The sequence below is a fragment of the Rhizobium lentis genome (genome assembly GCF_017352135.1).
GTDB lineage: Bacteria > Pseudomonadota > Alphaproteobacteria > Rhizobiales > Rhizobiaceae > Rhizobium > Rhizobium lentis.
Window position 1 is genome coordinate 3,978,008 of record NZ_CP071454.1, and the last position, 22,410, is coordinate 4,000,417.

Below are 22,410 nucleotides of genomic sequence, written 5' to 3' on the forward strand. Positions count from 1 at the left end.
AAAATCGGAGCCCACCATTGCTTCGCACGCTTTTCTCAGGGGCGCGTGACGTTGTCGCGCGCGTGCTCATCCCCGATGCGGCCAGCATATTCAAGCGCGCCTGGTCGCTTCGTCTCATCGAGCTGGCGATGCTTGCCGACATCATCCTCAACCTCGTGCCGGTCGTCTCCGATTACCTGCCGTGGTGGCTGACGCTCGCGCTGCTCGGAGGCGCATGGGTCGCGCGCCTGTGCTCATCCAAAACAAGGAGGCACCAGTTGCCAATCAATAAGATTGTCGCGACGAAGCGCGGCAAGGCTGCCATTGCGGCAGCCATGTTCGCGGCCGTGCTGGCTGGCGGCCAGTCGTATTTCGCCGAGCCTGAGAGACCGGCCGCGGTCATTCTCGCCATGGAGTCGCTGATCAAGCCGTGGGAGGGCCTGGTGCTGAAATCGCACTGGGATCCTTTTGCGAAGATATGGGACATCTGCCACGGCGAGACGCTGATCGACGGCAAGCCGGTCAAGCCCGGCATGAGCTTCACGGCCGCCGAATGCGAAGCCATCCTCGAGGCGCGCGTCAAGCGTGATTACTACGAGCCGCTGACGAAGCGGATCAAAGGCTTCACGCGCTTCCCGATCGGCGTGCAGGCCGCGATGATTTCCGGCGCCTATAACTTCGGTGTGTCCGGCATGGTCAACTCGACCGCGGCGCGGCTGGCAGTGCAGGGACGCTATCGCGAGGCATGCGAGGCCCAGACGGCTTGGAACAAGGCCGGCGGCCGTGTCGTGCAGGGCCTGGTGAAGCGCCGCGAGATGGGCGACGCCCAGCGCGCAGGCGAGGCTGAAATCTGCGTATCGGGGCTGTCGCAATGATCGGAGCGCTGACTAACAAATGGGTGGGCTACGGCATCGCCGTGGTCCTGCTCGCGCTCGCCGTTTGGTGGGGCGCCTCGACCATCTACAACAACGGCTATGACGCGGCCAGCCTGAAATACAGAGTTGAAATCGCCGAGCTCAAACAGGCCGCAGCAGCAGCAGCCAACGCCGAGACCGAGCGGCAAGCCGCAGCCAACAACGCCGCGAAGGCCCGCGAGGCGGAACGCATCGCCCAGATGCGGGCCGAAAATGAATCCCTTGAATTGAAGATTAAGGAGCTCGAGCGTGAAGCTGGCGAAGATCCTGATGCTGGCCGCACTGCTCTCGGTGCTCCCGGCGTGCAGCGCATTAACAAGGTCCGATAAACTGGTTGTTCCGCCGGCTCCTCCGAAACTGGCGCGGCCTGATAGCGCCTTGACGGCTCGTTGTCTCGGGCCGGTCGACTTGGGCGACAAGGCGTTGACGCAGGAACAGGCCGAAAAGCTATGGACCGAGGATCGCTATAGGCTCCTGTATTGTATTCGCAAACACCTGGCGCTGCGCGACTTCTATGCCGACCGCGACGGCAGGCTGGAGCGCAAGCCATGACCGGACCGGAAATCATGGCCGTTGTCGGCTTCTTCGTCATGCTGGCCGGCGCCGGCTGGCGCGTCTGGGCTCGCGTCGAGGCCAAGGTGAAGATCGCCGAGGACAAGGCCGACAAAGTCGGAGCGGACCTGGCGGCGCACAAACTACACGCCGCAGAGACATTCGCGACCAAGACCAGCCAGGCCGAGCAGACCGCACAATTGCTGCGCGCCATCGAGGGCGTGGGCAACAGGATAGATGGCGTGCACGAGCGTCTCGATCGCCTCTACGAGAACTCACCACAGCGGCGCACCACGCGCGGCTAATTCCTCTCCCAATCTCCTGGATATCAATCATCATGGCAACCGAACTTCTCGCGGTGGGCTCCACCGCGGCCAATTCTGCTGATCTCGTTGTAGCGTCCGGCTCCACCGTCACCGTCGGCATCAAGGGCGCTCTGGGGTCTCAGGCCCGGGTGCGCGTCACGCTGAAGGACGACGCCGGCGGCTATACCGACGTTGGAGAGCTGACGCCTTTCCGCCCCGCCATCGCCATCACCGCGCCAGGCACATACCGCTTCAGCCGCGTCGCAGGCGAAACGTGCGGGGTCTTTGGTGCTTAGTTCTCCTTTTACTCCGCTGTTCTCGCCGATCGGGCGGTATAGCGTTGCTGCCCGCCGTCAGGGCGGGGGAGATGCTTACCCTACGTTCGTCAATCCGAAGATTGGCACGATCGGAGACAGCCTGATCGCTCACGGCATCGAGGGCGCAAACCCAGGCACGGTGAACTGCTGGCAGACCAACGCCGGCGAGTTGAACCTAGCTCTGATGATGCATCAGCGGTTTCGACACGACAACTGGCCGGCCGATACAGGGGCTTTCAGCCCGTCGAGCGACCGATACACGACAGGCGCCAATCAGGCCATTTCCGGATCGAATGCGGCCAGCCATCGCGCAATGATGGTTAATTACCTTCTGCCGATGCATCCCGATATGATGTTCTACCGGCCATCGGTGAATAACTCCGTTGGTACTGGAACAGGGCCAGCAACGTTCGCCTACTTCCAAGAGACCCTGCAAATGGCGATGGACGCAGGTGTGTTCTGCGTTATCGGCACCATGCCTCCTTGGGTGAATGATCCGGCCAACGCCTTCAACGGTGCCGACAACAATATCAATCGCGCCTACATCAATGCTGCTATCCGCGCATGGGTGCCAACCCTGCCGAAATCAAAAGCCATCCTGGTTGACTATGACATCGCGCTCGACCCGACGAATACCGGATGGACCGATCGTTCCAACATGTCGGACTATATCCATCTTGGAACGCAAGGCGCGCTCAAGTGCGCCCGGCTGATCAATCAGATCCTGGATCTGCTTATCCCGGCGCGCAACTATGCGCTGGAGCTGTGGAATACCGGTCTCAACAAGTATCCCTATCCTACGCTCCTGGGCAACGGCGGCGTGACGGCCAACGGTACGGGCTCAACGCCGACCGGTATGAGGACGCAGAAGGGCGGGACCGGAAGCTCTACGCTCGCTCTCTCGTCGGAAGATAACCCAGACACTGGCGGCAAGACGCGCATTTTCGACATTACCGCTGTAGGTACGGGCGCGACTGCTTATTACCAGCTTGGTATCGGTACCACGGGCGATTTCACGGTGGTGGGGCAAACCGGCCAGTGGGTACGGTCTATCGCCGAGATCGAGGTCATGGGCAATGACGCCCTGCTCGTCCCGCAACTTTGGGCGAACGGCCGTCGCGCTCTGTACGAAGGCGGATGGAGCGGCCTTATCGGCGACGCGCAGCAGCAGACCTATTGGCTTATGACTGACGCCGTTCAAGTCAGCTCCGACACCGCCAATCTGTCAATCCGTCTTTATCCGAACGCTGATCGCGCGCTTGGGGTCGGAGGAACCGCTTTGATGCGGGCAAAGGTCAAGCGGCTCGGCTATTTCTTCGTCGACAATCCGAGGCTTGCTTATGCGTGATTTCTATACGAGCGGCAGCAATAAGGGCTCCACCCTTGAGCAACACCGCGCCTTGTTCGATCAACTGAGGCAGATGCAATCCTTTGATGAAAACACCTACAGTGGCAGAGTTTGTATAGCCAATGTGCGGGGATCTATTGACGCGAATGTCGGACGGGGCATGGCAAGTATAGTAGCGAGATTATTGAATGCGGGAATGTATCCCTCGGGTTTTTTAAAACCACCGTTATCGACCCAACGAACGATATCTGACCATGTGCAGTCAAAATCATGGAAAACTGACATCGCCTGGCCGATTATAATGTCGACTTTTCGTGATTCATCGGGTTGTCCCTGCATAGGAGCGAGATAGTGCCGAATGGCCTCATGTACCCACCAAAGCCGAAGAAACCCATGAAGCTCCGGGAATCCCATGGCCTTGTGGATCTTTGAGAACTCAGAATAATCTTGAGGTGGCGCGACTGGCAGCACAAAAAGAGCCGGCGGAAAACCCATTTCGACGAATTGCTCGAAGAAAATCAGATGGTGTATTTGATTAACAAGGCCTTCTAGGTCTCGCTTGAAAGCCTGGGCTGCGTTGGCGACTTTTGGCGCTAAACCAGGCCAACCCCGATATATGCCGTAGCCGCGGGCATGCAAATCTAGATGTAACAACTCATGGGCTAAATAAACAAACGCGCGATCAGGATCGCGCGTGACGATTGACACGCTGGCGCGGTCAATAAACTTATCTCCTCCTATCACGTAATCTGACGTGAGCCCTTGCTGGATTGTTCCTGAAAACGAGCTACCGAAAAATGCTCTGACCTTTGAAATGAGTTCTCCCAATGAAGGGTTAGCTTCACCGGCCGCGACAAAAAACTGGTTTGATATTCCCCCGCCGCGAGCGCCGCAGCATTTCTTAAATTTGCGTCTGCTACCGCAGTAGCACGGTGAATTCTCATGCATTGTTATTGCTCCCGCCAAGATGCGCCATCTGAGCAGGAGGGCGGAGATTAGTCTAGCCGCAACCGCCAGCCGCCTCTCTTTAGCCGGGGAGGCGGCTGCTTTGTTTTACAGCAAGCATGTCTAAGAGACGCCACTCTGCACTGGCGGCGATTGAACATGAGCTAATGATGCCGTATCTAAAGATGAAAAGGTATTGGTGGCAATGTCTCTAGCGTTGTTAACAGAGCGGACGAAAAGGTTTGAGGACTTCCCCAAGCCGGATTTGCCGTCTTTGGACGCCGATCCGGCAGAGGTCGCAGCCGCTTATGCTCGTGGTTTTGCAAAATTTGTCCTTAAACTTCGCTCTGCCGATGCACTCGATCGAGTGGCCTTTGCTCGCGCGGTTGATGGAGCGATTGAAGACAACAACAGAACTGCGCTGATTGAATTGAGATTGGCTTGCCTGGAATATGGCACGAGCGCGTACAAAAACATCTCGATCTCACGTCGGGTCATCCAAGACATGCACCGGCTCTTCGAGCAGCGCGCCGCTCGCATAAGCGACCCAGGGAAGCGGAGATATTTTCGGACAAAGATTGCTGAATCCATCAACGCGCACGAGAAGGCGGTGGGAATAGACGAGGCCTTCATCTCCTTTCTTCAGCAGGAGATTCAGCCGAAGATCGATAGCAAGATTCGGGAACAAGCCCGAGCCATTGCCGATGATCCAACAGCTATCCGTGAAGACCTGAATAGGCGATATCCAAGAGTCACGGCTTATTTGGCTAGATGACCGCGCCAATTTGGATAAATGTCGATGATGTGATTGCGATAAACGCCGAGCAGGTCTCTCGGACTGGTGAGGCGCATTTCTTGCGAGACTTTGGCGCGTTGGAAAGTGCCGTGATGTCGCCAAGGAACCATTGGCTCTACGAGAGTCAAGATCTCGTGCGAGCGTTTGGCACTATGCTGTTCGCGATCGCCAAAGCGCATGCCTTTGAACAAGGCAATAAAAGAACAGCATTCCATGCCGGTGCAGAGTTCCTGGCAAAAAACGGCGCCACCCTAATTATGCCCGACAATGAGTTCTGGGCAGGCAAGATCGAGGACGTCGTCTCGGGCAGCTGTCCGCTGGAAGATTTCGTCAGTGTTATTGGAGTTTTTACTATTTTGCCCTGAAGTCCCATCGCGACATTGTCTCAGCGCAACGCTGCTGTTCAATCACACCAATCATTCCGCTGCCTCGGGCTCCAGGGCCACGCGAAACCTTCTTCCAGCAGCTTCTTCCCGATCTCTTCCCCATTCGGTCGATAAATGTTGATGAGCGGCCGGCGCGACGGCGTCCTGTCCACCGCGCCGCTGAAGATGACACGCAAGCCCTTTTCAGCCAAAAGCTCTTTCAGCCTGCCCTTGGCGATCAGCGCCAGCTTCCGTTCCTTGGGGCACTTCGCGTGCGATCCTATCTCCGGCGTATCGATGCCCGAGACGAACGGAACACCTTCCCCCAGCAGTCGCATGTTTTGCCCATCGCATTTCACGGTGTCGCCGTCGACGGCCGTCAGCGATGCGCATAGGATCAAGCCCGCGATCATCATTTAGTCTCTTGTTCGGCCGGCTCGCAGCTATTCGTTCGTTGCCGCGATTGGCTCGCTCTTTGGCATGCTTCGCATCATGTCGAGCAATTCTTCCATAAATTCCTTGGCCTGCTCACAGCCTCCTATAAGCGCGCTTCTTTGGTCGCGGTCATCCACCGCATGCGCCGCCATCTCTAACAGGCGGAGCTGGTCCCGCAGAAGGTTGGCCTTATCGATGAGGTCTATGCGGATCGTCATTGTTGTCTCCCTGACGCGTCATGCACTCCCATCAACATCGCCATCTTCGTCCAGCTCGTGCACCGGCAGGTAGGTGTTCTGCTCCATCCACTCCCGGACGATATACCTGACAGTATCGTTGCGCGTCTTGCCAAGTTCGCCGGACAGATCCCGCAAGGCTTCTTCCACATCGTTATCAAAGGCGATCGATCCCGAGTTGCGCAACAGCAGCGCGGCCCGACGAAGTATGATCTGAAGATCGGCCCGGGAAACATCCGCAATTCGATCGGCGGCGTCTTCGAGGAGAGCGGCGGTATCGGTGGCCACGTTAACTGGACTCCGTTTGGTGCGGAAAAACGTCCGCATGAACCGTGGATATCGACACGTTGCATGTTGCGCAACTAGGTGACTTGTAGCAGGTTAGGTGAGCCTAATCCGGAGGGGAATGGCCCTGACCATCCCCCTCCTTTGCGGGTACAGCTCCAGTCGCTAAGGGACGACATCATTGTGTTTCCAGGCACAGTCGTTTCCTTGGCGGCGAGAGCATTATGGCTGAAATCGCCGAGGCCGTGCGCACGACCGGCATTTAATCCACATGTTTATGCACACCATAATCGTTCCTATTGCGTTCCGGCACCCCAGCCAAGATCAAGGCGCCAGTGAACGCCACTTCTTGATGCGCGCGGCTTCTGCCTTTCCCTTTTCCGTTAAGGCGTAACAAACTGCCTCCCGCTCTATTTCGACCAGCTGAACCGCGCCCGCTTTTCGCAACTCTTCAAGCATCGCTGGCCCGGCATTGGGTATCGACGACGCCGTGTCGCAGTCTGGATGCGCAGCCAGGTAAACGAGAATGGACTCGAGCCTGTATTCGAGTCCCATTTGAGGGCGGTATTTCGCCCGGCGCTTTTCTTTTCCGGCACGCCACTCTGCAAGGCTATCGCGGCCAGACGGTCGACCGGTCCGATTTTCGCGATCCCATTTGTCGAATGGATCCTCGGGCGCAGACGACATGATGCCGCTGATTTCGTCTAGCTTGGCGTCGATCGCGCGCTTGTCCCACATGCGGGTGCCGGGAATCGTCGGCGGCATCTTGTGGGTCGACACCCACAGCGAGAAGCATGTCGGCGAAATTCCACAATATTCAGCCGCTTCCTTGCGACCAATGAGGCGAGGGGGAACGGTCATCGCGCTGTCTTTCCGAAATACCAATAGTCGATGCGCTTTATCTCTTCGCGGCCTAAGTCCGTCACCGACCAGATGCGGTTGGTATCGGCTTTGCCTGACGACATTATCACGCCGTGCGCCTGAAGCTTCTCTAAGGTCAATTCTCCTACACCCCGCATATCTCGTTGAGTGCGGCAATCGGGGTTCTCGATCATCTGGCGCAGCACCGTCTGGCATCGAGTATCGAGATTCAGCCGCGGCTTTCTGTCGGCGCGCTGCTCTCGCTTTGGTCTCCATGCTTGAGGATTTTCCTTTCCGTCCTCCAGCGTCGCCAGAATATAATTCTTGTCGAGGCCCATATGCATTTCATACCATTTCCGAATTAGCGGCACAGATCTGCCGCCATGTAGTACGTCGACCTTGGGAAAGCCTTTGGATTCGAGAATACGCAGGCCGTTGCGCTTCCAGGCAGACGCCCTGGCTTTGCCGACAACAGCGACGGCAATCTCATCGTCAGTTGCGAAAAGCGGCAGACGATCGAATGGGCTCGGTGGAAACGTCATTTGCCACCCACGGTCCGATCCCAACCACCTGCACCCCTTCCGTGTTTGGCCCTCTCCTTTATCCAGCGATCGGCTTTGGCGATTTGCTCGCGGCCTTCGTCGGTGATGACAATCATGGGATCGCCTTGAGCGTCGCGAGCGCGCTCGACGACGAAGCCCTGTTTGAGGAATGATTCAACCGTGCGGGGGCCGGCTCGCTTGATCTGATTGCGCGACCGCGGCGCCCTCTGACTGCTGAGGAATCGCAGGACTGCCATCTCGCGCCGATCGACCGCGACGGATAGGTCGAAAAGCCAGAAGTTTTTCTTCCAAAAGTCGCGAGCCGGCGCAACCTTCACAGTTGGGGGCTTGGGCTGCTTGGCAGGCTCGCGCATTACCTCCCACAAAGCTTGAATGTCTGCCTCCGAAAAGAGATAGTCGCGGCCGCGCCGTGAGCACAAGCCGTATGCTTTGCCAAGCTTGATCACACCACGATTGGTCAGCCTGAGCCGTTCAGCGGCTTCGTCAGCCGTGTAGATGTTGTCCAACGGAATTGAGGGCGTCACTTGATCTCACCACATAGAAAGAACGCATGCCGCCGGCACGAATGCCGAAAGCTGGTTGATCCTCTTCAAGTGGTGGTTAGGCGGGATGGCCTGCGCGGAGTGGTGGGCCGCGGTTGGAAGCTAGGCGAGTCGGGCTCGGTCGGTCAATGAGAAGTTCAATCCGCCCAGCTGATTAGCCCTGTCATCACAATCACCGGCTCTACGGGCGCTTCATCAATTGATCTTAGCTTTTTCCATTGCTTTTCGACGTGGTGCGGATCGAGCATCCCCAGCTCAAACGCATTGGCGATAACTGAACCAGCGACTTCATCTTTGAACCCGGAGAGCTTGGCGATGGGATATTGTCCGAAATACAGATCAGCAGTCACTCGCAACCCAACCCATAGATCAATCGGAGAACGCGTACCGTATCCATTATCCATGAAGGTCTTTACCGAGTAGATATCGACCTTCTCGTGCTCACCAATGGCTGTTGGAAACTCGCCATTGCTCCATTTTTTTGAAGCAATCGCGAGAGGAGTGCCGAGGGAAGCGCCTTCTTCGTCGAACACATCGGATGTCTTGAAGAAATCGTATTCAAGTCTGAATGGATACGGTGAGGATGCCGCAACTCCAAACGACATTGCGGCGGAGCGAAAATCGCATATCGCAGGCATCGTAACGCGCGCAGTCCACTTATGAATATCGGTATCTATGGGACTATAGAGATCCATTTGAAGAGATTGCGCGCGTTGTTTGGCTGCTTTTGTGAAGCCACGCGGACAGACCAAAACCCCTTTCTGAGCGCGCACATCCTGCACCAAACCGGAGAATTCTTCGACGCCCTTAACGTCGACAGGTGATTTATAGTCTTTGCACTCGATCACAATCAGGATCTCATATTGTCCGATCCTGTCTCGCACCAGGACATCAATCTGGCGCTTTCTCTTGCTGCTATGACCGTCGAGCTTCACATTGTGAAGTACCTCCGCTTGAGGTGCCAGCGTCTTTTGTATCTTGGCAACTAGCTCCTCAAGCCCTTTGAAATCGGCGGAGGTCTTGCCGGCGTGAGCTCCCATATCAGCCACCTTTGCTGGCCGGCGTCAGCAAGCCCCTCTTTTCCAAGTCATCAGCGATCACCTTTTCAATGTAAGACGCCACGGAACGGCGCTCGGCCTTGGCGGCCGCTTCGATGGCATCCTTCAACTCGGGCTCTATACGAATGCCGATTGCGGCTGTCTTCGCCATTCCAGTTCACTCCATATCAAGCCGCATGTTCGCGGTATGCAAACATTTATCGCATTTTGCTGTTGACCGCTATGAAATCATTCGATATACAAATACTAACAATTACGTACGCAATGAGGAGTAACCCGATGCCAAACATCTCTTCCACTGACAGAACTTTGCTGCCACGCGCGTTGATCAAGAGATCCCTCGGCGCAAACTTCGCAAGAAGATAGGGGAGGCCGAGATGATGAACGTTTCCATCCCCGCCACACCCGCAACCTTGGCCAGCGGGGCATGGCAGCCGCCGGCGACGCTTCCGCCGCAGGTGCCGGTCAGCTTCCGCTTCGCTGTCGGCGACCGTGTTGTGTTCGGCGACATGCCGGCGATCGTGGCCAATCGAGCCGCCACCCTGATGGGCCGCGAGATCTACGAAATCGAAATCCTAAGTACAGCACACGGGCGGCCGCGGCGAACCGTGACCGGCCAGGCCCTCGATCCTATCACTGGCTAAGCCATGACACGCCACATCCAGAACCGCATCAAGATACGCGAGAAACAGGGCGGCCGCTGCTGTTATTGCCTCCAGCCGATGGTTCTGAGTGACCGGCCACCCTGGAAGCAGCCGCCGAACGCTGAGACACTCGAGCATTTGCGTCGGCGGGCTGACGGCGGCCGGAATAACCGTGACAACATCGCCCTGGCATGCAAGCGCTGCAACGAGGAGCGCGGCGGCATGGACTGGCTCTTATACACGAGCTATCGCCGTGGAGAGATTTGGGAATTGATTAAGGAGGCGCCGAGCGCGCGACCCAGATAGCCGGTGGCGGCCGGCTGCCTGCCCGTCGTCGAGCCGCATCGGCGCGGGCAGGATGAACACCAATGGCCGGCGCGATCACCACCCGCGACCACACCAGCGGCGCGCCGGCCGGTCTTCCTCCAAGCGCGTAGCCGTTCATCGGAGGTTAATGCTCATTAACCCAAAATCGCAGCCTGAAAGGATGCGCCGATGAAGATGCTTTTTTCCACACTTGCAGCAATGGTCTTGTCTGCATCTTTCGCCCTGCCGCTAAGCGCCACGCCGATGGTCGTGCCGAAATCAATAGCGATGTCCGTCGCCGACGTCGATCTGATCCATTACCGTCGCCACGGTCATGGACATGCGTATGGCCACTGGAAGAAACACCGGTACGCTTACCGTGACTGCCGGTATTATGGCTCGTGCTATCGACCGCGGTATTACGGCCACCGCGACTATTATGGTTATCGCGATTACTACCCTTATCGCGACTACGGCTATCGCAATTACCCGTATCATCGTCGGTCAGGCGTGAGCGTATATTTCGATTTCTAGTCGCCAATGCCAGGGTGGCCAACAAGCGCGCCGTCGGCGTCACCTGCCGGCGGCTTTTCCGTTTCTCGCCGCTGTAGTAAAGAGTGCAGATGAACAGCACGACCATCCATCTCCGACAGAAACGCGTGCGCCATCGGGGCGCACCGACTTCGCTCGGAGATCGAAATGCATCACAAGAGGAAACGTCCACGCATTGCAGCCTGCGGGCTGTGCAAGCCACATAAAACAAACGGCTACTGCCCTCGACATAAAAACATGCAGATCGGCAACCTGCGCCGCTACTTGTCTGGCTCTGATCAGCTTCGCTGCGAGGGGATCAAAGTATCGGAAAGGGATAGGCCGTACAGGCAGTAGGCGTGCCAGGGTTTTAATGACGTGGCCTCGCCTTCGGGCGGGGCTACCGATTATTGTCGGGCGCGGCAGCAGGGCTTTCTGTCGCAGATTTGAAATATGCGACGGTCGTTTCGATCCACTCCGCTCCAGGCACCTTGCCGAAGGCAGCGAGCGCGCCGGCCGTGGTGGCGGCCAGAAGAGTTGCGATTATAGCTTTGGCTACGAGCTTGCGACCTTCGCTGGCAACTTCCTTGGCAAGCGCAGATTTGGCAGCGAGAGACCATAGGTTTTGCAGAGTGCCGGTCAGAGCAAGCACGTCGCGTTTGTCAGCCGCTTTGTCTTGCGTCCAGCCCACCACAGTATCGAGAGCGGCCGCTACATCGGGATCCGTGTCCGGTTGTGCTTTAAGACCTCGTACCAAGGCAAGCGTGCTTTGGGAAAGTGCGGCGACGGAGTCTCGATCTATGTCCACCGCATTCTCACGGAATACCCGCCAATCTTCAAACTGCGACGCCGCAGCAAAGACGAGCTCGACGTGTGATCGCAATAGCTCGAAAAGCGTGGGCGAAAGTTCCTCGACATCCCCTCTCAAGACACGTCCACATGCCTGGTTGTACATGCCTACCTGAATGATGTTAGAGCGCGCCTCGAGCTTGTCCTGGAGTGACTTGAAGGCTTCCCTCAATCGCGGCGAACAATTCGACTGAGCCAGCTGTTCACCAACATAGACGCCCTTCTCGATGGCCGCTTCTAATGCTGCAGCGGCGATGTCCCTGTCGCGCTCTCGAGTTCTAAGAGGCTGATCAACCACGACGACGCGTTCGCCGTCGAAGCCAAACTGAAAAGCTGCGGGCTTCTGACCAGGCACGGCCTCAAGCACATCCTCAGGGCCGAGGCGATTAAGGCCGAACTTCATGCCGAGCAGCAGATTACGCAAACTCGATCGGTCCGTGTCATTAATCGGAATGGCAGAAAGCGTTAGCTCCAGTGCGGAGATGTCCGACGTTCGTATGGAATCGACTTTGCTGAGAAGTCGTTGAACATCGGTCCGGATCCCTGACAGGTTCGCAGTGAAGTGGTCCGTCCTTTCACGTTGCATCCGCGCGACGCGAGTATCCATTTCCTGCAGCAGGTTGCGAAGTTTGTCCGGCTTCATGAAGTTCCCGCCATTGCACGCAACGAACTATAGGGATCGCGTTGAGAGAGCGCTAGCGGCTCGAGGATATGTTATCCACAGGGCAACAAGAATGCAGAGTGAAGTTTCTTTGCCATCTAAACAGATCGACCCTGATCATAATCAGCAATCGCATTACGGACGTGCGTCTCCGAATAGCCGAACTTTTCCGAAGCGATGCGGAGGGCGTCTTCGTACTTCACGCCAGCCTCACGCAGTTGATGGTATTCCTCGCCAATCTCATGCCAGTGCCGCGTAAGGGCAGAGCGACGACCGCGTCCGCGCTTTGGCGGCCGGATCATTTCCGCCGCGAGACGCTGGACGATCTTGTCCGCCTTGCCGGTGAGCAGGAGTCGGACGACCTCGGTCTTGGCGTCTTCCGTTCTTCCCTCCGCCAAAGCCGAGCGGATGGGGATGGCTTGCACACTAAACCCCTCAGGCAGCTTGGCCATTTCCGCCTCCGATCGCCCGGTCGATATGGTCGCCGATGAAGTCCGTTACACGTCGCATCGGATCCGTGTCTAGGTGCGCATAGCGCTGCGTTGTGGCCATGTTCTTGTGGCCGAGGAGCTTTCCAATAATCGGCAATCCCTGGCCGCCGCCTGCGCCGATGCTTGCATAGGTGTGTCGGAGGTCGTGAAGTCTAAGCTTATCCAGGCCGGCGCGGCGCGTCACTGCCTTCCATGGCCGGTCAAGGTCTGCGCGCGGCGCTTCGTTCTCCGTGCCGGCATCCGCACCAGCTATCACATATTTTCCAATTCGGGTCAGATTCGTAAGGATTGCCTGCGCCTGGGGTGACAAAATCACCGGCTTCTTGCCCGTCTTGGAGTCCGGCAGAAACAAGATACCTCGCTCGAGGTCGACGTCTGACCACATGAGCTTCAAGATTTCACTGCGCCGGCAGCCGGTAAAGAGATATAGCCTTATGGCGGCTATTGCGTGCTCGCCGTAGACAGTTCGACGGTTCTCAGCCTTGTTCGCGTGCTTAGCCTTGGCTTTCGTCTCGTCAATTTCATAGGGAAGGCCGATCGTTTCGGCCTCAGTAAGGGCCGCGGCCAGTGCTCCGATTTCTTCGGACGTCAGAAAGCGCTCGATCTGGTTTTCCTTGAAGCGCTCGATAGACGTGACCGGATTGAAGCCGACGGGGACGATCCTCAAGTCTTGCGCCCAGCCGTATATGGCTGACAGAGCGGCCAGCGCGCGATTGGCCATTGTGCGCCCACCGTTGGCCTTGTTTGTTTTGCCACGGATGATCTTTGCCTGCATGCGGAGCACGTCAGATGGCTCCACGAGAGAGAATTTCATGCTTCCAAGCACGGGCCTGATGTAGCGTTCTACGGCCAATTTGTATTCGCCGTATGTCCTGGGCTTACGCTTAATCCGCACGTGCTCTTCAAGCCATGAGTCGGCGACTTCAGCGACCGTTTGGCCTTTGCGCTCGTCAGACCTTGACGCGGCGGGATCCGAGCCGAGCGTCACGCGGGCGAGGGTGCGCGATGCTTCGTCCCGGGCCGCCTCCGGCGAGTGAGTGGCTAGTGTGCCGATCTTGATGCGCTTCTTCGAAACGCCGCGGCCGCCGGCGCCAGGCCGGTACTCGATAATCCACGACTTGGCGCCGGTCGGCATTACCTTAAGACCGAAACCCTTGAGGGTGGCGTCGTAATAGATGGTAGGCTTTGCGCTGGGCACGATGTCCGCAAGCGCCTTACGGCTGATTTTGATTGTCGGCAATTTCCCCTCACTTCATTTAGTCGCCACCGAGTCGCCACCGGCGACAGAAACACGGTGAAACTCGATGATGCATTCAACGGGAATATAGGAACAAAATGACGAAAAAACAATGCAATAGGAAACAGAAGGAAATTCGATGAAACACAACAAGCCTGACTTTTAATCAGTAGGTCTCGGGTTCGAACCCCGACGCTCTCACCATAAAATAGCAATGATTTCCATGTTTTAATTGGGTTGGTTGGCGCGAAACATTACCGCTGTCTACCGATTTTGCAGCGCGTATTGCGCACCTTTACGGCACATGATTGTCACGTGGCACATGGAAAGCCCGCCGGAGTGGAACTCCGACGGGCTCGCCTGTCGAGCGCCAAGGTTGGTTTGCGTGGCGCCGCCGGCTAAAAATCAAAGTAAACGGTCACACCTGACCGACGATAGGGGTATGGGTCGCGATAGCCGTAATAGTCGCGATACCCGTAATACCGCGGACGATAGCAGGAACCGTAATACCGGCAGTCGCGGTAGGCGTATCGCTGTTTCCAGTGGCGTTTCGCATGCCATTTCCGATGGCTCCGGTGTTTGACCTGCTCGATGTCGGGGCTGTGCAGCTGTACTGCGTTCGGCACGACAATCGGCGCGGCGTTTAGCGGCAAGGCGAAAGATGCAGACAAGACCATGGCTGCAAGTGAGGAAAAAAGCATCTTCATCGGCGCATCCTTTCAGGCTGCGATTCTGAGTTAACAAGCATTAACCTCCGATGAACGGCTGCGCGCTCCCCGGAAATGCGCCGGCCGGTGCGCCTCAGGGAGAGGGTGGTGCTCGTGTTCGTCTAGTGTCGCGGTTGCTGCTCGCAAAACCGCTCGCGACCTCGAGGGTGCCGACGTTATCGCCATCGCCACCAACCTCGCCGAGACCTCGCAAAACCATGCGTGTCGCAGCCGACGCGCAGGATAGGCCGAGGTCTGTGAATTCGCCCAAAGTCACAGGAACCAACTTCCATCGCGGTTCGTTTTGTTCGCATCAACGAATAGGAGAAATCCGCCATGGATTGGAATCGTGTGGAAGGAAATTGGAAGCAGGCGAAAGGCAAGATCAAGGAGCAGTGGGGCAAACTCACGGACGATGATCTCGACCAGATCGCGGGCAAGCGCGACCAATTGGAAGGCAAAATACAGGAACGCTATGGCATCGAAAGGGATCGCGTCAAACGCGACGTCGATGACTGGTGCGGTCGCCAGACTTGGTAGCGCCTGAACAGGAACCCGGCAATCGCCGGGTTTTTGTTATCGATGAGGCCGGGGCCGCCTCCTCGCAATGCCGAGCGGTCAAGGTGCTGCCGGGATCTCGAAGTAGCCGCCGAAAGCCAACAGAAGGGCGCCGATCGCAATAACGGCCAAGGCTGGCCAGTTGTGCGACAGGCCGAGGAACCTCAGGCCCTGGCGTCGTGGTTCCAGCGTCGTGCCGCCTTGCGGCAATTGATGCGGATTGCTCGGCTTTCGGAGAAGCGCCGAAGAGAAGAGAAAAAGAAGTCCGCCGATTATGAGAGCGGCGCCGATCAGGATTGCCCACATGGTAGCCTCCGCTAGCAAGGTGCGTGTAGATAAACCAGATGCGCACCGGATCGTTCCGTGCGGGTCTATTCGATCGCCAATCAATGCGGTGGCGACGGCGAACAGCCCGATATCCCGAATGCGGTGGCGGGAAGTCCACAGGCTTCATTCTCGGAACCAAAAGCGCTCGCATTAACTTTGACTCCCGAGTTATCCTGGAGGTCCACGATGGACAGGACACCGAAAACGGCCATCCGCGGAATGATGTTGTACGTGCTCGTTCTTCTCGTCTTGGGCATTCTGGCGGGCGCCGTTTACACAATCTATGGCCATCCGGCCGATCCGTCCGAGCAACCAGCTGCTCAGACCATACCGCAGAAAGCAACAGCCCCGCAGTGAGAGGCGCTGGTCAGCTGCTTTTGATCGCCGAGAACGAATGGTGAAAGGCAAAGCGTTTGCCAGATCCGGCGTCCACCCGGTCTGGTCATGCTGAAACACCTGGGTTCCACCGCCGGAAATCTCGCAAGCGGCAAGCGATATGGGCTTTGGAAAGCAAGGCAGAGATTCTGTCGCAAGTCCTTCCCACCAGTAGAGAGCTTATACTTATAGGGGGAACAACCTGCGACAGGGAAATCGGCATCCGGGCGGGACTTACGAAATCAAGGAGAATCAGCCGGCCAGGTCGGCCCGGAATGCCGGCTATTGCGCTCGGCTAATCTGAACGGAGGAGTTTGCGGATGAAAGAACATGCGGTCGTAATCGCTGGCGGCGGGCCGACGGGGCTGATGCTGGCGGGCGAATTGGCCTTGGCGGGCATCGATGTCGCCATCGTCGAACGCCGCGAAAATCAGGAGATCGTCGGTTCACGGGCCGGCGGTCTGAGTGCGCGCACGCTCGAGGTTCTCGATCAGCGCGGCATCGTCGACCGGTTCCTCGCGGAAGGGCAGGTCGCCCAGGTCACCGGATTTGCCGTCACACGGCTCGATATCAGCGATTTCCCGACGCGTCACAATTACGGGCTGGCGCTGCGGCAGAAACATATCGAGCGCATCCTGGCCGGCTGGGTCGGCGAACTGCCGGTGGCGATCTATCGCGGCCGCGAACTCACCGGTTTCGTGCAGGATGACACCGGCGTCAGCATCGAGTTCTCCGATGGGGCTCAGCTCAGGGCAGGCTATCTCGTCGGCTGCGATGGCGGCCGCAGTCTGGTACGCAAGACGGCCGGCATCGCCTTTCCGGGCTGGGATGCGACGACCAGCAACATTCTCGCCGAAGCGGAGATGGAGGAGGAACCGCCGCTCGGCGTCCATCGCACGGCGCTCGGCATGCATGCTTTCGGCCGCGAGGACTATGAAATCCGCGGCGGCAAGGTGGTCTTTGCGAGCGAAGGTCCGATCAACGTCATGGTGACTGAGAGAGGGGCCGGCGCCACGGGCGAGCCGACGCTCGACGATCTCAGGCAAGCGCTGATCGCCGCCTGCGGCACGGATTACGGCATTCATGGCCTGAGGTGGATTTCCAGGTTCACCGATATGTCGCGGCAGGCGGAGGTCTACCGCAAGGGCAGGGTTTTCCTGGCGGGCGACGCCGCGCATGTGCATTCCCCGGTCGGCGGGCAGGGCCTCAATACCGGTGTGCAGGATGCCGTGAATCTCGGCTGGAAGCTCGCCCAGGTGGTGAAGGGGATATCGCCCGAGGCCCTGCTCGACAGCTATCATGCCGAACGACATCCGGTCGCCGCCCGCGTGTTGCGTGTGACGATGGCGCAGGTCGCATTGCAACGCAGCGATGACCGCAGCGAAGCGTTGCGCGACATCGTCCTGGAGCTGCTCGGCCTGGAGCAGGCCCGCAAGAAGATCGCTGCCGAAATGTCCGGCCTTGCCATCCGTTACGAGTTCGGCGAGGGGCATCCGCTGCTCGGCCGCCGCATGCCCGACCTCGACCTGATCACGCCGGGTGGTCCGACCCGCGTTTTTACGCTGCTTAGAAATGCGCGGCCGGTGCTGTTGAACTTCGGCGCAGCCGGGAGCCTCGACATTACGCCTTGGTCGGACCGCGTGCCTCTGGTCCACGCCAGTTATGCCGGGCCCTGGGAGCTGCCGGGGCTCGGTGCGGTCTCCGCGCCGTCGGCGGTGCTGGTTCGCCCCGATGGTTATGTGGCGTGGGTAGGCGAGCGGACGCAGGATGGTCTGCACGAAGCGATGACGAGCTGGTTCGGAACGCCCCGCTCAAAGCCGGAAAGCTTCTAAGCGGCGAGCGGCACGGCGGCGGCGTCCAGTATTATCTTCGGTTCCGGCATCGGTTTGCCGCGGCGCTCCCAGGTTCGGCGGCTGATGCCGAAAGCCTCCCAGGGGCGGGTCGTGCTGAGGGAATTGCCGAGATAGTCGGCTCTGGAAAGCGCGCCGGCGGCCCGCCGCTGCTCCTCTTTTCGGCTTCGGTCGCGCCTGCGCCGCTTTCCCTTTTGCAGGTTTGCTCGTTTCGTCTTCGGCACGTCGAAGGCGCCGATGGTGCGAATGTCGAGCGCACTGCGTTCGGCGTAGCTCAGATGCAGGGAGTGACCGAGCGCGTCGGCGGTCAAGGGGGCATAGCGCACTTTCGTCCGCTCGTAGATGATTTCCTCTATGGCGCCTTTCCCGGCCCAGGGCAGCCATCGCGCCGCCCAGCCGAGGACGACCTCGACGAAGGCTTGCCTGAATTCGACAAAGGCGAGGCTGGCAATCACCTCGACATAGATCAAGGCGTCATCCGCCTCGGGCACGATCTCGCCATGGCGATGCCGGATCAATTTTTCGATCTCGCGCATCCGGCCGCGGAAATGGTTCCAGCGGCCGCCCCGCATGCGGCGCTGCACGGCCTTGTAACCGAGGAGACAGTCGCCGATTTTGACCGCCGTGACGTCTCGCGCCAGACCATCCGCACGACCGGCTTCTTCAGCCCGATCCGCCGATCGAGCCCCTTCATCCGCGCCGACGAGACGATCCATCGTTTCTCCTTTGCGACAGGCCCCGAGAGGCCGAAACGACTGATCGTAAAGGATTTCCAGGCGGTGATGTTAGCGTTTTGTGCGTCATTCCCCGGATTATTGACGCCCGCAGCTTATCCGGGCAGCCCCGCGATTTCCGAGGCGGCGCGAGGAGGCCGCCAAAGCCGACACCGGAAAATTGCATGCCGGGCATTATCGAGGCGCAAAGATTTCTATTGGCAAGGTCCCATGGTATGATCCTGGATGTCGTTCGCCGTGTTGTCAGCACCGAGACTTGTCCAATGAGCGAAGTGGACGTCCTTTTTGCCACCCTGCGACAGGCGGCTGACCCGCAGACGGTCGAGTGTATCGAAAACGTCGTCAAGCACGGCGTCGATCGCGATCTCAATCGCATCAATGCGCTCGCCTTCGCCGACAAGCATCATCTCGATGAAGAAAAGACCATCGCAGCCTTTCTGCACGCGGCCCGCATCGGCGCATTCGAGATGACGTGGAATGTGCTTTGTCCGGGATGCGGCGGGGTCCTCGACAGCGGCGCCACCCTCAAGGGGGTCAACCAGGACACCTATCATTGTGCCCTCTGTGCGGCAGGATACGAACCGACGCTCGACGAGATGGTCGAGGTCACCTTCACGGTCAGTCCGCGGGTGCGCAGGATTGCCGCGCACGAGCCCGACCGGCTGCCGCCGCTCGAATATTACCGCCAGATTTTCTTCAGCTCCGGTGTCGACCTGCCGGAGGATCTCGAAGCCAAGTTCGACCGCATCCTGCTGGAGATGATCGAGCTGGCGCCGGGCGAAAAGGCGTTCGTCTCGCTGCAACTGCCGGCGCAATTCGTCATCATCTTCGATGCGGTGACCCATTCGGCGCAGTTCATCGATGTGCAGGGGGAGCCCACCGGCGAGCGCCAGAATCTCTCGATGGTCATCAGCCGCGGGCATGCGCTGAACGAAACCGTGACGCTGCGTCCCGGCACGCTGCGGCTTACCCTCGAGAACCACACCGATCGCAGGGTGGTGCCGAATGTCTGCATTGCCGGAGATGACCTGCACGAGCTCCTCGGCCGCAGGCGGGCGTTTCTGACCGCCAAGCGGCTGCTGACGAACCAAAGCTTCCGCGATATCTACCGGACCGACACGCTCGACGTCGACCAGCGTCTCAAGATCACCAGCCTGACTTTCCTCTTCACCGATCTGAGGGGCTCGACGGCGCTTTACGAGCGTGTCGGCGATCTGGCCGCTTTCGATCTGGTGCGGGCGCATTTTCGCGTCCTTCACGAGATCGTCGCCACCGAGGCCGGAGCGGTCGTCAAGACGATCGGCGATGCCGTGATGGCGACCTTTCCGAGCCCGGACCGGGCGGTCGCGGCCGCACTGAGGATGCGGGAGGCAATGCGCCGGCTGAATGCCGAGCACGGCAGCGAGGACCTCCTGCTGAAGATCGGTATCCATGAGGGACCGTGCCTCGCCGTCAACCTGAACGACCGGCAGGACTATTTCGGCCAGACGGTCAATATCGCCTCTCGCGTCCAGGGCCTTGCCGATCCCAATGTGATCATGACGACCGAGACTGTTGTCGAGGACGCCCATGTTTCGGAGATCCTGCGCGACGGCGGCATCGTCTCGGCCTCGCGGATGGCGGAACTTCAGGGCATCGGCCGCGAGGTCAGAATCTTCGCCTTGTCGTAAGCATAGTCCGCTGAAGCTGCCGGTATCGTTTGCGCCGGGTGCTTTGGCCGCAGCTCCGCTCGTGGTCCCAATGTCGAATGCAGGTGCAGAAGAAGAAGCGCCAGAGCGGCAGCCTGGCGCCTCGGTTTACGCAACCAGTCCCTTGGTCAGCTCCAGCGCCTGGCGTTCGAACAGCCGGCGGTAGATGCCGTTATTGAGCCGGATCAGCGCTTGATGGTCGCCTTCTTCGACGATCTTGCCCTTGTCGAAGACCAGCAGCCGGTCGAGCGCCCGCACTGTCGACAGCCGGTGCGCGATGACAAGCGTCGTCCGGCCGTCCATTAGCCTTTCCATCGCCTGCTGGATCTGCACCTCGCTCTCGCTGTCGAGGCTCGACGTCGCCTCGTCGAGGATTAGCACCGGGGCATCGGCCAGGAAGGCGCGGGCGATGGCGACACGCTGCCGCTCGCCGCCCGAGAGCTTGACGCCACGCTCGCCGACCATCGTCTCATAGCCCTTCGGAAGGTCCATAATGAAGCCGTGCGCATTGGCCTGCTTCGCCGCCTGCTCGATCTCGCGCCGCGAGGCGTTCGGCCTGCTATAGGCGATGTTTTCCGCCAGCGTGCGGTGAAACAGGATGGGCTCCTGCTGCACGATAGCGATCTGGCCACGAAGGCTTGATTGTGTGACCTCGGCGATATCCTGCCCGTCGATGCGGATGGCGCCCGAGTTCACGTCATAGAGGCGCTGGATCAGCTTGACGAAAGTGGTCTTGCCCGAGCCCGAATGCCCAACAAGGCCGACTCGTTCGCCGGGCCTGACGGTGACCGAGAAGTCCTTGTAGAGCGGGTCGGGGTGAGCGCCATACTGGAAGGTGACGCGATCGAAGACGATCTCGCCCGCGCCGATCGCGATCGGCTTGGCGTGCGGCTTGTCTTCGATGCCAAGCGGCATCCTGTCGAGCAGCACCAGTTCCTCCATGTCGTTGACGGCGCGCTGCAGATTGCGGATGTCCTGGCCGACATTGCGCAGATAACCTTGCAGAACGAAGAACATCGCCAGGACGAAGGTGATGTCGCCGGGGCTTGCCAGCCCTTGCTGCCACATGACCAGGCCCGTTCCCAGAATGCCGGCCTGCATGGAAACCATCATGAAGCCCTGGATCGTGCCGCTCAAAGTGCCGCGCTTCCACGTCCGCCGCGTGCGGCTGTCCCATTTCGACAGCACATGCCGCAAGCGGGCTTCTTCGCGCTTTTCAGCACCGAAGGCCTTGACCACTGAATTGCAGCTGATCGCATCCGCCAGCGCGCCGCCGAGCCTGGTGTCCCAGGCATTAGCGAGCCTTGCCGCCGGCGAGACGAAGCCCATGGAAAGCGCCACGGTGACGCCGATATAGATCAGCGAGCCCGCAGCCACGATCAGCCCCATGACCAGCCAGTAGCTGCCGAGCACGATGCTGGCGCCGACCAGCATGACGATGGAGGGCAACAGGGCCACCAGCAACAGGTCGTTGAGCGAGTCCAGCGCCCACATGCCGCGGGTGATCTTGCGAACCGTCGAACCGGCGAAGCTGTTGGCGTGCCAGTCGGTCGAGAAGCGCTGCACCTTGTGAAAACCGTTATTGACGACATCCGCCATGATGCGCAGCGTCAGCCGGATGATGCCGTTGAAGATGAACCAGCGCAGCACGACGCTGGTCAGGCCGAGCACCACGACGAAGACAAAGGCGCTGAGCGCACCATCGGCCGCGTTGCCGCCGGCGATGGCATCGACGATCCGGCCGGAAAACACCGGAACCATGACCTCTGCCAGCGTGCTGGCGACGACCAGCACAATGATGGCGCCCACCAGTGCCGGTCGGTGGCGCCAATGATGAAAAACAAAGCCGAGCACGTGACGATAGGCATCGGCGCGGAAATCGAGCTTCTTGCGAGCCATTTTAATCTTGCCCGGACGGTATTCCGGTCCTCAAAATCGACAGTTGAAAGGC

General features: G+C 58.9%; 31 protein-coding genes. 15 read left to right on the forward strand and 16 right to left on the reverse strand.

The window, feature by feature from the left end:
* Positions 1 to 128: 128 nt before the first annotated feature.
* Genes J0663_RS19390 through J0663_RS19415 form a run of 6 tightly spaced genes read left to right on the forward strand, consistent with a single transcriptional unit; the run spans position 129 to position 3,415 of the window.
* Positions 129 to 854 (forward strand): lysozyme, encoded by a 726-nt coding sequence (locus tag J0663_RS19390; RefSeq protein ID WP_246590321.1) that lies wholly within the window; start codon positions 129 to 131, stop codon positions 852 to 854.
* Positions 851 to 1,222 (forward strand): hypothetical protein, encoded by a 372-nt coding sequence (locus J0663_RS19395; protein ID WP_207241994.1) that lies wholly within the window; start codon positions 851 to 853, stop codon positions 1,220 to 1,222. Before J0663_RS19390 ends, J0663_RS19395 begins: the two co-directional genes overlap by 4 nt.
* A 49-nt stretch (positions 1,223 to 1,271) precedes the next feature.
* Positions 1,272 to 1,445 carry an anaerobic dehydrogenase gene (locus J0663_RS31310; protein WP_246590322.1) on the forward strand — a complete coding sequence of 58 codons (174 nt, stop codon included), beginning with the start codon at positions 1,272 to 1,274 and terminating at the stop codon, positions 1,443 to 1,445.
* Positions 1,442 to 1,750 (forward strand): hypothetical protein, encoded by a 309-nt coding sequence (locus tag J0663_RS19405; RefSeq protein WP_207241996.1) that lies wholly within the window; start codon positions 1,442 to 1,444, stop codon positions 1,748 to 1,750. Before J0663_RS31310 ends, J0663_RS19405 begins: the two co-directional genes overlap by 4 nt.
* A gap of 32 nt (positions 1,751 to 1,782) precedes the next feature.
* Positions 1,783 to 2,046 (forward strand): hypothetical protein, encoded by a 264-nt coding sequence (locus tag J0663_RS19410; protein WP_207241997.1) that lies wholly within the window; start codon positions 1,783 to 1,785, stop codon positions 2,044 to 2,046.
* On the forward strand, positions 2,039 to 3,415 hold the full coding sequence (locus J0663_RS19415; RefSeq protein WP_207241998.1) for an SGNH/GDSL hydrolase family protein: 1,377 nt from the start codon (positions 2,039 to 2,041) through the stop codon (positions 3,413 to 3,415). Before J0663_RS19410 ends, J0663_RS19415 begins: the two co-directional genes overlap by 8 nt.
* Positions 3,416 to 3,511: 96 nt before the next feature.
* On the opposite strand, the gene J0663_RS19420 is transcribed toward J0663_RS19415, so the two are convergent.
* Positions 3,512 to 4,363: a YecA family protein gene (locus tag J0663_RS19420; RefSeq protein ID WP_207241999.1), complete on the reverse strand. Its 852-nt coding sequence runs from the start codon at positions 4,361 to 4,363 to the stop codon at positions 3,512 to 3,514.
* 202 nt (positions 4,364 to 4,565) lie between these two features.
* On the opposite strand from J0663_RS19420, the gene J0663_RS19425 reads away from it, so the two are divergent.
* Together J0663_RS19425 and J0663_RS19430 are read left to right on the forward strand one after the other, a co-directional pair.
* Positions 4,566 to 5,135: a hypothetical protein gene (locus J0663_RS19425; protein WP_207242000.1), complete on the forward strand. Its 570-nt coding sequence runs from the start codon at positions 4,566 to 4,568 to the stop codon at positions 5,133 to 5,135.
* Positions 5,132 to 5,521, forward strand: a complete 390-nt coding sequence (locus J0663_RS19430; protein ID WP_207242001.1) for a type II toxin-antitoxin system death-on-curing family toxin — start codon at positions 5,132 to 5,134, stop codon at positions 5,519 to 5,521. Before J0663_RS19425 ends, J0663_RS19430 begins: the two co-directional genes overlap by 4 nt.
* A 38-nt stretch (positions 5,522 to 5,559) precedes the next feature.
* Here the strand turns inward: J0663_RS19430 and J0663_RS19435 are convergent, their stop codons facing one another.
* The 8 genes from J0663_RS19435 to J0663_RS19470 form a co-directional block, all read right to left on the reverse strand.
* Entirely contained in the window at positions 5,560 to 5,934 is a 375-nt protein-coding gene (locus J0663_RS19435; RefSeq protein WP_207244548.1) for a thermonuclease family protein, read from the reverse strand.
* 30 nt (positions 5,935 to 5,964) lie between these two features.
* A complete protein-coding gene (locus tag J0663_RS19440) occupies positions 5,965 to 6,174 on the reverse strand; it encodes a hypothetical protein (protein WP_207242002.1) in 210 nt (69 codons plus the stop codon).
* 18 nt (positions 6,175 to 6,192) lie between these two features.
* Positions 6,193 to 6,480 carry a CopG family transcriptional regulator gene (locus J0663_RS19445; RefSeq protein WP_246590323.1) on the reverse strand — a complete coding sequence of 96 codons (288 nt, stop codon included), beginning with the start codon at positions 6,478 to 6,480 and terminating at the stop codon, positions 6,193 to 6,195.
* A 321-nt stretch (positions 6,481 to 6,801) separates the two neighbouring features.
* On the reverse strand, positions 6,802 to 7,338 hold the full coding sequence (locus J0663_RS19450; RefSeq protein ID WP_207244574.1) for a helix-turn-helix transcriptional regulator: 537 nt from the start codon (positions 7,336 to 7,338) through the stop codon (positions 6,802 to 6,804).
* Positions 7,335 to 7,880, reverse strand: a complete 546-nt coding sequence (locus J0663_RS19455) for a hypothetical protein (protein ID WP_207242004.1) — start codon at positions 7,878 to 7,880, stop codon at positions 7,335 to 7,337. The genes J0663_RS19450 and J0663_RS19455 overlap by 4 nt, the downstream gene beginning before the upstream one ends.
* Entirely contained in the window at positions 7,877 to 8,407 is a 531-nt protein-coding gene (locus J0663_RS19460; protein ID WP_207242005.1) for a hypothetical protein, read from the reverse strand. Before J0663_RS19460 ends, J0663_RS19455 begins: the two co-directional genes overlap by 4 nt.
* 173 nt (positions 8,408 to 8,580) lie before the next feature.
* Positions 8,581 to 9,483 carry a restriction endonuclease gene (locus J0663_RS19465; RefSeq protein WP_207242006.1) on the reverse strand — a complete coding sequence of 301 codons (903 nt, stop codon included), beginning with the start codon at positions 9,481 to 9,483 and terminating at the stop codon, positions 8,581 to 8,583.
* 1 nt (position 9,484) lies between these two features.
* Positions 9,485 to 9,652, reverse strand: a complete 168-nt coding sequence (locus J0663_RS19470) for a type II toxin-antitoxin system antitoxin (RefSeq protein ID WP_207242007.1) — start codon at positions 9,650 to 9,652, stop codon at positions 9,485 to 9,487.
* 226 nt (positions 9,653 to 9,878) lie between these two features.
* Between J0663_RS19470 and J0663_RS19475 the strand changes: the two genes are divergently transcribed.
* The 3 genes from J0663_RS19475 to J0663_RS19485 all read left to right on the forward strand — a co-directional run bounded on the left by J0663_RS19475 (position 9,879) and on the right by J0663_RS19485 (position 10,985).
* Positions 9,879 to 10,145 carry a hypothetical protein gene (locus J0663_RS19475; RefSeq protein WP_207242008.1) on the forward strand — a complete coding sequence of 89 codons (267 nt, stop codon included), beginning with the start codon at positions 9,879 to 9,881 and terminating at the stop codon, positions 10,143 to 10,145.
* 78 nt (positions 10,146 to 10,223) lie between these two features.
* Positions 10,224 to 10,451 (forward strand): HNH endonuclease, encoded by a 228-nt coding sequence (locus J0663_RS19480; RefSeq protein ID WP_246590409.1) that lies wholly within the window; start codon positions 10,224 to 10,226, stop codon positions 10,449 to 10,451.
* A 189-nt stretch (positions 10,452 to 10,640) separates the two neighbouring features.
* Positions 10,641 to 10,985 carry a hypothetical protein gene (locus tag J0663_RS19485; RefSeq protein ID WP_207242010.1) on the forward strand — a complete coding sequence of 115 codons (345 nt, stop codon included), beginning with the start codon at positions 10,641 to 10,643 and terminating at the stop codon, positions 10,983 to 10,985.
* A gap of 397 nt (positions 10,986 to 11,382) precedes the next feature.
* Here J0663_RS19485 and J0663_RS19490 read toward each other — a convergent pair whose 3' ends face one another.
* The 4 genes from J0663_RS19490 to J0663_RS19505 all read right to left on the reverse strand — a co-directional run bounded on the left by J0663_RS19490 (position 11,383) and on the right by J0663_RS19505 (position 14,927).
* The gene (locus tag J0663_RS19490; protein ID WP_207242011.1) at positions 11,383 to 12,474 is read right to left on the reverse strand and encodes a hypothetical protein; all 1,092 of its coding nucleotides are present in this window, start codon (positions 12,472 to 12,474) and stop codon (positions 11,383 to 11,385) included.
* 116 nt (positions 12,475 to 12,590) lie between these two features.
* Positions 12,591 to 12,944, reverse strand: a complete 354-nt coding sequence (locus tag J0663_RS19495) for a hypothetical protein (RefSeq protein ID WP_207242012.1) — start codon at positions 12,942 to 12,944, stop codon at positions 12,591 to 12,593.
* Positions 12,928 to 14,223: a tyrosine-type recombinase/integrase gene (locus tag J0663_RS19500; protein ID WP_207242013.1), complete on the reverse strand. Its 1,296-nt coding sequence runs from the start codon at positions 14,221 to 14,223 to the stop codon at positions 12,928 to 12,930. The genes J0663_RS19495 and J0663_RS19500 overlap by 17 nt, the downstream gene beginning before the upstream one ends.
* Positions 14,224 to 14,618: 395 nt before the next feature.
* Positions 14,619 to 14,927: a hypothetical protein gene (locus J0663_RS19505; RefSeq protein WP_207242014.1), complete on the reverse strand. Its 309-nt coding sequence runs from the start codon at positions 14,925 to 14,927 to the stop codon at positions 14,619 to 14,621.
* Positions 14,928 to 15,263: 336 nt separating this feature from the next.
* On the opposite strand from J0663_RS19505, the gene J0663_RS19510 reads away from it, so the two are divergent.
* Positions 15,264 to 15,467 carry a CsbD family protein gene (locus tag J0663_RS19510; protein ID WP_207242015.1) on the forward strand — a complete coding sequence of 68 codons (204 nt, stop codon included), beginning with the start codon at positions 15,264 to 15,266 and terminating at the stop codon, positions 15,465 to 15,467.
* Positions 15,468 to 15,545: 78 nt separating this feature from the next.
* Here J0663_RS19510 and J0663_RS19515 read toward each other — a convergent pair whose 3' ends face one another.
* Positions 15,546 to 15,791, reverse strand: coding sequence for a hypothetical protein (locus J0663_RS19515; protein WP_207242016.1), 246 nt, complete (start codon positions 15,789 to 15,791; stop codon positions 15,546 to 15,548).
* A gap of 207 nt (positions 15,792 to 15,998) precedes the next feature.
* Between J0663_RS19515 and J0663_RS19520 the strand changes: the two genes are divergently transcribed.
* Both J0663_RS19520 and J0663_RS19525 read left to right on the forward strand, forming a co-directional pair.
* On the forward strand, positions 15,999 to 16,169 hold the full coding sequence (locus tag J0663_RS19520; protein ID WP_207242017.1) for a hypothetical protein: 171 nt from the start codon (positions 15,999 to 16,001) through the stop codon (positions 16,167 to 16,169).
* A 338-nt stretch (positions 16,170 to 16,507) separates the two neighbouring features.
* Positions 16,508 to 18,019: an FAD-dependent monooxygenase gene (locus J0663_RS19525; RefSeq protein WP_207242018.1), complete on the forward strand. Its 1,512-nt coding sequence runs from the start codon at positions 16,508 to 16,510 to the stop codon at positions 18,017 to 18,019.
* Here the strand turns inward: J0663_RS19525 and J0663_RS19530 are convergent.
* Entirely contained in the window at positions 18,016 to 18,753 is a 738-nt protein-coding gene (locus tag J0663_RS19530) for a hypothetical protein (RefSeq protein ID WP_207242019.1), read from the reverse strand. The genes J0663_RS19525 and J0663_RS19530 overlap by 4 nt on opposite strands.
* 281 nt (positions 18,754 to 19,034) lie before the next feature.
* On the opposite strand from J0663_RS19530, the gene J0663_RS19535 reads away from it, so the two are divergent.
* Complete coding sequence (locus J0663_RS19535; protein ID WP_207242020.1) at positions 19,035 to 20,441, forward strand: adenylate/guanylate cyclase domain-containing protein; 1,407 nt, start codon at positions 19,035 to 19,037, stop codon at positions 20,439 to 20,441.
* A gap of 126 nt (positions 20,442 to 20,567) precedes the next feature.
* On the opposite strand, the gene J0663_RS19540 is transcribed toward J0663_RS19535, so the two are convergent.
* Positions 20,568 to 22,358: an ABC transporter ATP-binding protein gene (locus J0663_RS19540; RefSeq protein WP_207242021.1), complete on the reverse strand. Its 1,791-nt coding sequence runs from the start codon at positions 22,356 to 22,358 to the stop codon at positions 20,568 to 20,570.
* Between the last annotated feature and the right edge of the window lie 52 nt (positions 22,359 to 22,410).